This window comes from Thermodesulfovibrionales bacterium, assembly GCA_026417875.1.
In the GTDB taxonomy this organism is placed as follows: domain Bacteria; phylum Nitrospirota; class Thermodesulfovibrionia; order Thermodesulfovibrionales; family CALJEL01; genus CALJEL01.
Map to the genome: position 1 here is coordinate 1 of JAOACK010000095.1, position 2,509 is coordinate 2,509.

At 40.0% G+C, this 2,509-nt stretch carries 3 protein-coding genes; all 3 read left to right on the forward strand.

Annotated elements, in window-relative coordinates; genetic code table 11:
- Positions 1-229: 229 nt before the first annotated feature.
- From N2257_10575 to N2257_10585, 3 genes are read left to right on the forward strand one after another with little or no spacing between them, the layout of a single operon-like run.
- Entirely contained in the window at positions 230-1,147 is a 918-nt protein-coding gene (locus N2257_10575; protein ID MCX7794828.1) for a hypothetical protein, read from the forward strand.
- 3 nt (positions 1,148-1,150) lie between these two features.
- A complete protein-coding gene (locus N2257_10580; protein ID MCX7794829.1) occupies positions 1,151-1,870 on the forward strand; it encodes a cytochrome b/b6 domain-containing protein in 720 nt (239 codons plus the stop codon).
- Position 1,871: 1 nt separating this feature from the next.
- Entirely contained in the window at positions 1,872-2,399 is a 528-nt protein-coding gene (locus N2257_10585; GenBank protein MCX7794830.1) for a hypothetical protein, read from the forward strand.
- Positions 2,400-2,509 lie beyond the last annotated feature (110 nt).

Here is a 2,509-nt window from a genome sequence, read left to right on the forward strand (position 1 = left end):
TATAGGAGCCATACTGGGAACGAGCCTCGGTTATGTAATTGAGGCAGTCTCCATGGCACTGAGGCCAAAGCCTGTAGGTGAGAAACCAGCTGAGGCAGAGACAAAATAACTCTAATAAGAAAAATAAATGAAGGAGTCTGTAGTTCACAGCTATAGACTCCTTTTTGTGTTAAAATATGTCCTTGAAAGGCATCGCCTTTTAAATTATCCTCTGAATCAAGGAGGTATTATGAGGGAACGACTACTACTTTCTGTTATTTTTCTAATCATCATGTTCCAGATTTCTCATGCAGAGACCTACACCTGCCTTGTCTGTCATTCTGCTATGAAACAGAAGATAAAGACCGAAGGTGGTGAGGTAATTGATCTTTATATTGATGAAGAACGATACAGTTCCTCTGTTCATGGCTTTCTGTCCTGTGATAGCTGCCATAAGCTTTTCAGTGAAAATCCTCATGAGAAACCATCAAAGGCAATACCTTCAAATCTTGTTGATATGTTCAATAAGATGAAGCCAAAGGCAAGGGTTGATGGTGTAGCCCTTGTTGCCTGTCTTGATTGCCATCCTGGTATTTATAATGATTATGCAGAAAGTATCCATGGGAAGAATATAATTTTAAAAAAACTGAAAGATGGGCCATCCTGCATTGACTGTCATGGCTCTGCCCATTATATTGTCTCGAGAAATTCAAAGGAATCTCCTGTTAATAGATGGAACATAGTTGACACCTGTGGTGGCTGTCATAATAATGAGCAGATAGCTAAAAAGTATGGATACGGTCTCCATATAGTGGAAAAATATAATCACAGTTTTCACGGTAAAAAATACAGGCTTGGTCATGAGAACGCTCCTCACTGTTCTGATTGCCATAGCTATCATGCTGTAAGGAAATGGGATGATCCCCAATCGCCTATGGCTATGAATAACAGAAAGGAAACCTGCGGTAGATGCCATAAGGGTGCAACTGAAAAGTTTGTCAGTGCCATTACTCACAGGCCTATTGGAAAGGATAACCCCATTCCCTATTTTGCTGAAAAGGGATTGATGATTCTGACTATATCTGTCTTTGCATTTATCACACTTCATGTAATACTGGAGATCTATGCTGAAATAAGAGATTATGTATTCAGGAAAAAGGAGGAATAGCCTATGGAAAGAAAAGAGGTAAAAGAGATAGAGCGTTTTAATATCATTGAAAGAATTCAGCATGTAATTCTCCTCTGCACCTTTTTGCTCGTTGCTGTTACAGGATGGGCATTAAAATATCCTGATGTAGGAGAGTATTCTAGCTGGTGGATAAAGATATGGGGTGGTGCAAAGAAGGCTGGCATAATACACAGGGTTGCTGGTGTTATAATGGTTCTAGATTTTATATGGCATGTCCTTTATATGGCCTACAGACTACTTACAGGCAGGATTAAGATAAGGGCTGCTACAACAGTAATACCCCTTCCAAAGGATGTCTCCGATGCCATAAAGAACTTTCTATATTTTTTCGGCATCAGCAAGGAGAAACCGAGGTTTGGAAGATTCACCTATTCTCAGAAATTTGATTACTGGGCAGTCTTCTGGGGCATGGGTATAATAGGGCTTTCAGGACTCTGCCTTGCCTTTCCAGTTCAGGCATCCTATTTCTTTCCGAGCTGGAGCCTTAACTGGATATGGGAAACACTCAGGGTCATGCACAGTGATGAGGCCCTTCTTGCCATAGTCTTTATATTAATCTTCCATTTTTATAATGAGCATCTCAAATTCCACGTGTTCCCTATGAGTATGGTATGGATAACAGGAAAGATTTCGGTGGACCTTCTCAAAGAAGAACATCCTCTTGAGTATGAAATACTCAAAAAAGAAGGGAAGGTGGATTGAGATGAAATTCCTTCTGCTTGTAATTCTTTTTATAATACCTGCCTGCTCAAAGGAAGAGATACTATCAAGGTTGAGTGAGGATATAAAGGCTGAAAATGAAAGGGTTTTAGAAAGGGCAGAGGCAGTAAAGGAACTTTTTTGTTTTAAGTGCCATTCCTATGAAAAATTCCGTGGTCTAACAGGTAAGTTTCCTCATGAAAAGCACAGGGATTTCTATCATTGTAACCAGTGTCATGAGCTCAAAATGCACAACTCAATTAAGACAGATACTACTTTATGCAAAAACTGTCACAGTCTTGGCAGATTTACATATACCGCGGCAGGGATCAAGACCTTTTTTGACCATGCCTCTCATTCAAAGAGGAATTCCTGCAGGGATTGTCATCCTGATGTATTTATTATGAAAAGAGGTATGAACAGGTTTACAATGGAACAGATAAACAGAGGACAGTCCTGCGGAATCTGTCATAATGGTAAAAAGGCTTTCGGTGCAGAAAATTGTTCGCTCTGTCACGATATGGGAGGATAAAAGTAAGAGGTTGGGGTTAAGATTTCTTAACCCCAACCTTTATCCTATCCTGAACCTTTCCATTTCTCTGACAAGGGATTTTGTGAGCTCATCAAGGCTCCTTACTGTTC